6 protein-coding genes are annotated in these 6,436 nt (G+C 67.0%); 2 read left to right on the forward strand and 4 right to left on the reverse strand.

Going from position 1 to position 6,436, the window contains the following annotated elements:
- Window positions 1-696 precede the first annotated feature (696 nt).
- A complete protein-coding gene (locus ACH47Z_RS46725) occupies window positions 697-987 on the forward strand; it encodes a hypothetical protein (RefSeq protein ID WP_399086603.1) in 291 nt (96 codons plus the stop codon).
- A 580-nt stretch (window positions 988-1,567) separates the two neighbouring features.
- Here the strand turns inward: ACH47Z_RS46725 and ACH47Z_RS46730 are convergent.
- The 4 genes from ACH47Z_RS46730 to ACH47Z_RS46745 all read right to left on the reverse strand — a co-directional run bounded on the left by ACH47Z_RS46730 (window position 1,568) and on the right by ACH47Z_RS46745 (window position 5,410).
- The gene (locus ACH47Z_RS46730; RefSeq protein ID WP_399086618.1) at window positions 1,568-1,912 is read right to left on the reverse strand and encodes a glutamate synthase-related protein; all 345 of its coding nucleotides are present in this window, start codon (window positions 1,910-1,912) and stop codon (window positions 1,568-1,570) included.
- On the reverse strand, window positions 1,828-2,145 hold the full coding sequence (locus ACH47Z_RS46735; protein WP_399086606.1) for a hypothetical protein: 318 nt from the start codon (window positions 2,143-2,145) through the stop codon (window positions 1,828-1,830). The genes ACH47Z_RS46730 and ACH47Z_RS46735 overlap by 85 nt, the downstream gene beginning before the upstream one ends.
- Before the next feature lie 748 nt (window positions 2,146-2,893).
- Window positions 2,894-3,805 (reverse strand): NAD(P)H-binding protein, encoded by a 912-nt coding sequence (locus tag ACH47Z_RS46740; protein ID WP_399086609.1) that lies wholly within the window; start codon window positions 3,803-3,805, stop codon window positions 2,894-2,896.
- A 225-nt stretch (window positions 3,806-4,030) separates the two neighbouring features.
- Window positions 4,031-5,410, reverse strand: coding sequence for a carboxypeptidase regulatory-like domain-containing protein (locus ACH47Z_RS46745; protein ID WP_399086612.1), 1,380 nt, complete (start codon window positions 5,408-5,410; stop codon window positions 4,031-4,033).
- A 284-nt stretch (window positions 5,411-5,694) separates the two neighbouring features.
- Between ACH47Z_RS46745 and ACH47Z_RS46750 the strand changes: the two genes are divergently transcribed.
- Window positions 5,695-6,264, forward strand: coding sequence for a TetR/AcrR family transcriptional regulator (locus ACH47Z_RS46750; RefSeq protein ID WP_399086615.1), 570 nt, complete (start codon window positions 5,695-5,697; stop codon window positions 6,262-6,264).
- Window positions 6,265-6,436: the final 172 nt, after the last annotated feature.

Genomic DNA, 6,436 nt, shown 5'->3' on the forward strand with positions numbered 1-6,436 from the left:
ACCACAGCAATCTCGTCCGGAGTCACGCACACTCAACGCCACACCGGGCCCGCAGGACACGCACCACCACAACCGACCTGACCAAGCCCTACTAGCCGCCAGGTCGAAGCTCCCCGAGTACCTGCTCCAAGCCGCTGAGCGGCTGGATTCCGAGGGAAGTTGAGCCCGGGAGCAGCCCGGCGATTGCTGCCCTGCACAGCCACCGGCGCAGGTTGGAAAAGACTCACTGTCGTAGAAGTACGAGGTCCGCCGCTACATGGGATGGTGCCGGCACATCACGCTCACCATGCTCACCCACGCGTTCCTCACGGTGAGGGCCGTCCAGAAGTGAGAATATGGGGTGACCCGGCCGACGCACCCGACCTCGTGGACCTCACACCAGCTGAAATCCGTCGTCTGCTGGCAGCTGAAGCCCGCCACCCTCCTGCATGCCGCGACCACGCGGTGAACTGGTCCGGATGGTGGCGTCGCCACCAAGTACGCGCCCGCCGCTGTCACTAGATGCGGCGCGGACACACGTTGGTGGGACAGCCCGACCGTCCCACCCATGCCAAACCCTCGCTACGCTCCCCAGCTCTGACTGACTCACCGCTACTACACCATGCCCGGCTTGGCGCTTCCATGCTGGGCCGTGGCGGACGACGTTCAGCGGGAATCCTCCGCGAGCTCAAATTTCCATCTGCCGATGGAGTCACAGTGCAGGCACCGTATTTCGGTCCAAGCCTGGTCAAGAATGAGGTGCTTGCGTCGTCCACGTTCGGCGGGTGTCTCCGCCCGTTCGGCGGCGATCTGCCGAGCCTGTTGCTGGTCCCTGGCGTTGTCGACCAGGTAGAAGCACCGAATTATTCGATCGGGGGCAATGCGATAGCGGAATCCGATCAACCAGATGACGGTGTCATTCATTGTCGGCTCATCAGCTTCAACGAGGGGATGGGGGAATGGCATTTTCTGTCAGTGATTCTCCTGGCCGACTGCCAGCCACGCTGAAAGCCAGGGCTCCAGTCCATCTGTGAATGTTTGGCCTGCCTCATACTTCGGAGAGTCGAGATCGGTGGCGGCGCACTCCGGGATGTGCGTGTGACAAGACGAGGAAGGTTGGGACCCAGCTGGCGTAGAGCTCAGGGAACTGTCAGTACCGCTCATCGTGCAAAACACCCCCGACTTCTATCAGGGACTAAATACCAACACCATCAGTGTTCGCTGTGCATCGCATAATCTAGTGAGCGGTCCTTGCGCAGTCAGCACTCCCGGCGCGGAGCTCTTTGTGGGCATCGCGACAGATCTAATGACGCAGGGTGATGCTCTCACCAATTAGTCGTCAAGACCGTGTGCCCAGGGTCATCAAGTCGTGAGCTGGGCTTTCTCCCTGGTGTGCCGCGTCGAGTTCGCGCAGCACGCGGTTGCGTCGATGAGGAGCTTGCGGCCCACCGCAAGCGGGTGGCGCTCCTCCAGCCTCAATGACGGAGACGAGGTTCTGGCCACGATGAGACTCCCTCTCCTCCGCATGGGACTCGGCAGTGACCGGGTCTACACGCCGGCGCAGCGTGTGCTGGCACAATCAGCGGGTTCACATGCGGCCGGCGAAGCGATGATCTTGCGCCGTGGCGGACTGGAAGCGGTGGATCCGAGCCGATGTTTCGTGGACGTTCAATGCCCTGGCGCGGCGCGGGGCCTGGGTGGCGAGGCCGACGGGGCAGGCGTTGGTGTGGCAGGTATGCGCTTGATGCGTTCGACGGCGAGGGGTGTAGGGCTGGGCGGCTTTTGGCGCTGCCGGTTGCTCGGGCTGTGATGCTGGGGCGGGGAGTTCGCGTTGACGGACACCCCGGGTCAGTTGACGTGTCCAAGCTCCGTGAGCTGGTCCCAGACCCAGGGGTAGAACCGGTCGAAGCGGTCGTAGGCGTAGCGGCCGCAGTGCCCGTCCGAGGGCTTCCCGTGGTGGCGGTAGCCCTCACTCCTGACTCCGCCGTACCCGCCGTGGTTCCAGCTGGTGGCTCCCGTCCCCGCAACCACACCTGATTGGGCGGGGGTGGGCGTGTCCGCCGAAAAAGTGGCCGCACTCGCGGAACCGCCGGCAGAGAAGAGGGCACCTGTGGCGAATGCAAGAGACGCAGTCACAATCCCGATGCGATGTGCGAGCTTTTCCATGGTCATTTCTCCTTGTTTTATCGATCGCTAACAGGAATCACTATGGATCGGAAAAGGGCGGGGAACATCGCACGATCGAGTGATTGGTCGGCGTGCGACCCGCCGCCCTTCTTCAGGGCGTCCCTTTCGGGCTTGGCCGCAGAAAGATCGACTCAGGGCGATCCCTGTGCGCGTCGTCGAGTATCTCGTCGCCATCGCACGGGCACCAGTAAGGAGGAGTTACTCGCGACAGGGGAGGGAACGGTCGGACCGATCACCAGATCGTGTGATGCGCCTCAGTTCCTTGCCATGCCATTCTGGCCAGGCAGAAAACCAGTAGCCACATTCCCCTCGCCCGCGCGGATGTCGGGTGTGTCCGGCAGGTCTTGCGGGCCTGCAGTGCGGGCGACGGCCAGCTCGCTGTCCGGGCCGTCAAGGACTCCGAGTCGCCGGTAGGAACCGAGCCCTCCGCACGAATGAACGGCCGCAGATGAGCGATCAGACGAAAGTGACGGTCCTGGGAGTGACGCACTCGTCCTCGGTGTCAGCCTTGTTCTCGTACTGCAGCATGCCTGCACGCACTGATGGACATCGCTCCCGAGGCTCGGCCGGGCCTTCCTGAGGGGACGCCTTGGGTGTACGCCGTATTCGCCCCTGCTTTTTACGTGCGGCAAGGACTGGTTGGCGGCCATCCTGAGGCCGCACCTTCGACCGCGGACTCCCGCCTCATGCACCGCCCAACGACCGCCTCACCACACGGGGGACCGTCTTAGCTTCGCTTCCGCCTCAACTCAGCGGTACCCCGCGCGGTGTTCGGCGCGGGCCACCAGGCTGCGTTCGAGATCGGAGTCGCCGGTGAGCCGGTGAGTCGAGGAACCACGTCGGTGACCACGGAAACCTCGCCCCTCTCGATCGCCTGATACCACGAGATCCAGGTCTCGATCTGTTCCCCGCTCATGCCCAGTCGCCATCGCCGTGCGAAGGCCTCTTCGAGGGTCTCGGGTTCGTAGCGGTAGGGCCGACCGGTGGCTGCGGCGATCCGGGTGACCGCTTCGTCGAGAGTCAGGGCCTCGGGCCCGGTGATCTCCAGGGTCGCGCCGTCGTGCTCGGAGCGGGGACCGTCCTCGAGGGCGACGGCCGTGATCACGTCGGCGATGTCCTCGTGGGTGACGAAGGCGGCCTGGCCTGTCGTCGCAGGGCCGCTCACGACAAGTTTCTCGTTGGCGAGGGCGGCAGGCGTCGCCGCGTAGAAGCCCGCCCGGAGCACTGTGTGGCGGATCCCGGTCCCTGCCAGGAACTGTTCGGTCAGCCACTGGTCGCGGGCGTTGAGGTAGGTGGCGGTGGGCGCCGCGCTGACGAGGGACACATACAGGACCCGGCCCACGCCGACCGCGATCGCGGCCTCGACCGCGGTGGCGTGTTCTTCCAGTCGGCGACCCGTACGGTGTCCGGAGACCAGGATGAGGGTCGACGCGCCCTCGAGCGCCCTGCGCATGTCTGCGGCGTCGGCGTAGGCGGCCGGACCGCGTCGCTGGGCGCCTGGCAGTTCGGGCATGCGGTCGGGACTACGTCCGACGAGGAGTTGCGGGACGCCGTGGCCGGCGAGTCGGGCCGCGATCCGGCTGCCGAGCGCACCGGTCACCCCCGTGACCGCCACCGTGGCGTGATTCTTGTCAGACATGTGTTTCCCTCCAGCCCGGGCCGCTGCCGATCCCGGCATTCTTGTTTTCCGCATACGTCCAGCAAAGAGAGCGATGGTTTCGGCCGCATCCTCCGGCCGTGCGATGGCGCCGGGGGCCACCGCCACGCGGGGGCGGCGGCTTCCCGGGAAACCAAGATCGTCGCGGTGTGCATCGAGCAGGGCGCATCAACCACGTCGGCCCCGGCTGGCGCCATCCGTGTGGCCTCAAGATCCGTGTCTCGCGTGTCCGAGGTCGAGGCGTTGAGCGCCCGCGCGGACGGGCGTCCCGTTGCGCCGGTCGTGCAGGGTGAAGTCGGCCCGGACGGCCACCCCGGACTGCAGCAGTTTCTGGCGGACGAGGGGGTCCCGGCCGGGGTGCGAGACGGCGACGCTGATGTATCCCTCGGGCAGACCGGTCACGGCGTACTCGCCCCGTGCGTTCGTCGTGGTCCGCACCAACTGCCGGCCGCCGGTGTCCATGACGGTAACCGCGGCATGGCCGACGGGCTGCTGTTCGCCGTCGCGGACGGTGCCCTCCAGCATCGGCAACGGCTCGCCGAAGTGGTGTGGGTGGACCGGTAGCGCGGTGGGTGTGGGCGTCTCCAGGGAGGGGTCCTCCACCGGCGGTTCGGGAACGTCCTCCGGCTCGTCCTGCGCTCCCCGCCGTACGGCCATGCGGTGGTGCCGCCACGCGTCGAGGCTCAGCAGCGCCGTACCCGCGGTGATCCACGCGCACAGCACGAGGACCGGCTTCAGCACCCCGGCGCCGTCGAAGTACAGGACTCCTCTCAGGGCGTCGACCGCGTTGCCCAGCGGCATGATGGCGTGCAGGGCTTGGAAGAACCCCGGCAACAGCTGGACGGGGACCAGGCCGCTGGAGGGAACGCTCAGCACGACGTACAGGCCCAGACCCGCCAAGGGGAAGAAGTGCTTGACGAAGGGCGCCATGCCGAGGGAGAACGTGGCCACGGCCGTGGTGAGCAGGAAGGCGATCGCCAGGGCCGCGGGGTCGTTGGGGAAGAAGCCCAGTCCCACGCCGACGAGGAAACCCACGGCGCTGAAGAGGCCGGCGACGCCCGCAATCGTGATCAGCTTCGTGCGCCGGTTGAAGGTCACCGCCCGCAGCAGGGTCGTGGCGAGTATGTAGCCGGGGACGTTCCAGGCGATCCCGAAGTAGACCAGGGTCGCGCCGGACCCGTCCTTGCTGACCGTGGGGGCTACGTCCGTGACGGTGAGCTTCTGGTGGTTGTGCGCCGCAAGCTGGGTGAAGCCCTTGGCCAGCGCCTGATCGAGGGACGCGCCGTTGGCCCCGGCCACGTAGAGCACGGCATGTCTGCCCGTGGCGGCGAAGCCTGCCGCGGCGTCCCGGCCCAGCACCGCCCGGCGGGCTTCTCGGGCGTCTGTGACGGCGGTGACGTCGAACCCGCCGGGATGCTGCCGCTGCAGGGCGGTGTCGACGGTGCGTTCCACCGCGGGATCGGCGATCACGAGCTTGGCGTGGTGGGGCTGAGGCTGGTGAAAGGCCATGGGGAAGCAGAAGAGCAGGCCGAGGAAGAGCACTGCCGGGATCGTGAGGGTCTCGACGAGGACTCTGGCCACGGACATGCCCCGGGGGCGCTCGATCCGGTGTTTCACAGGACCACCCCTTGGCCGCCACGGCCGGCCGTGCTGCAGAGACCGCGGGGGACGCGGCCGCGCGGATCCCTGGTCACCCCGTGGCCGCCTCTCCGGTACCGGTGGTCCTTCACTGTTCGCGATCCGACCAGTTTCACGGCGCCCCTCTCGGCTGCCCCGCGCCTGGCCGTCGCCATGGCGCCACTCCATTAATGTACCGATCGGCACATCTACGTCTGCTGGACCTTACGCGTACCGGTCGGTACAGTCAAAGCGTGCCTCGCCCCGTCAACGCCGAGAAGCGCGCTGAGCTGCTGAAGCAGGTGGTGCACCACCTCCAGCACCACGGCGTCGCGCAGATGTCGCTGAGTCCGCTCGCCGAGTCGATCGGCACCACCAAGCGCATGCTTCTGTACTACTTCGGCAGCCGTGAGAACCTGCTGGCCCAGGCGCTGGCCGCCAGCCGTCCCGACGCGCACGCGATGTTCGACGACGTCCGCGACAGCGCGGGGCTGCGCAAGGCGGCTCATACCCTGTGGGAGGCGATGACCGTCGGGGAGCAGTCCGGGCCGGTCCGCATGCTGCTCCAGCTGCTCAGCCTGGCCGCCACTGATCCCGGGCAGTACGGCGACATCGCGGCCGAGACCGTCGAGGTCATGATCGGCCCCATCGCCGCGGCCTACGTCCGGCTGGGTCACCCGCCACAGCAGGCGCGGACAGCGGCCACGCTCCTCGTCTCCGGCCTGCGCGGTCTGTGCCAGGACCGCTTGGTGACCCATGACGCCGCCCGCACCGACGCGGCCGCTCACCGACTCATCAGGGACGCGGTCGCGGCGGCCGACTGAGCCTGCGCCCCCGACCACTTCGCGGTCTCGGTCACGCCCGCACTCGCGAAGCAGGCTGGTAGTCCGGTCCTGCGGATTAGTACTCCAGTCAGAAATCGTGTCCTGAGCTGGTTCTTCTTCGGTAGTGGCAGCGGCGGGCGATGGCTTGGTGGTGTCTGCGCCAGTGGGACCA

Origin of the sequence: Streptomyces sp. NPDC020192 (assembly GCF_044388685.1) — a bacterium.
Taxonomy (GTDB): domain Bacteria; phylum Actinomycetota; class Actinomycetes; order Streptomycetales; family Streptomycetaceae; genus Streptomyces.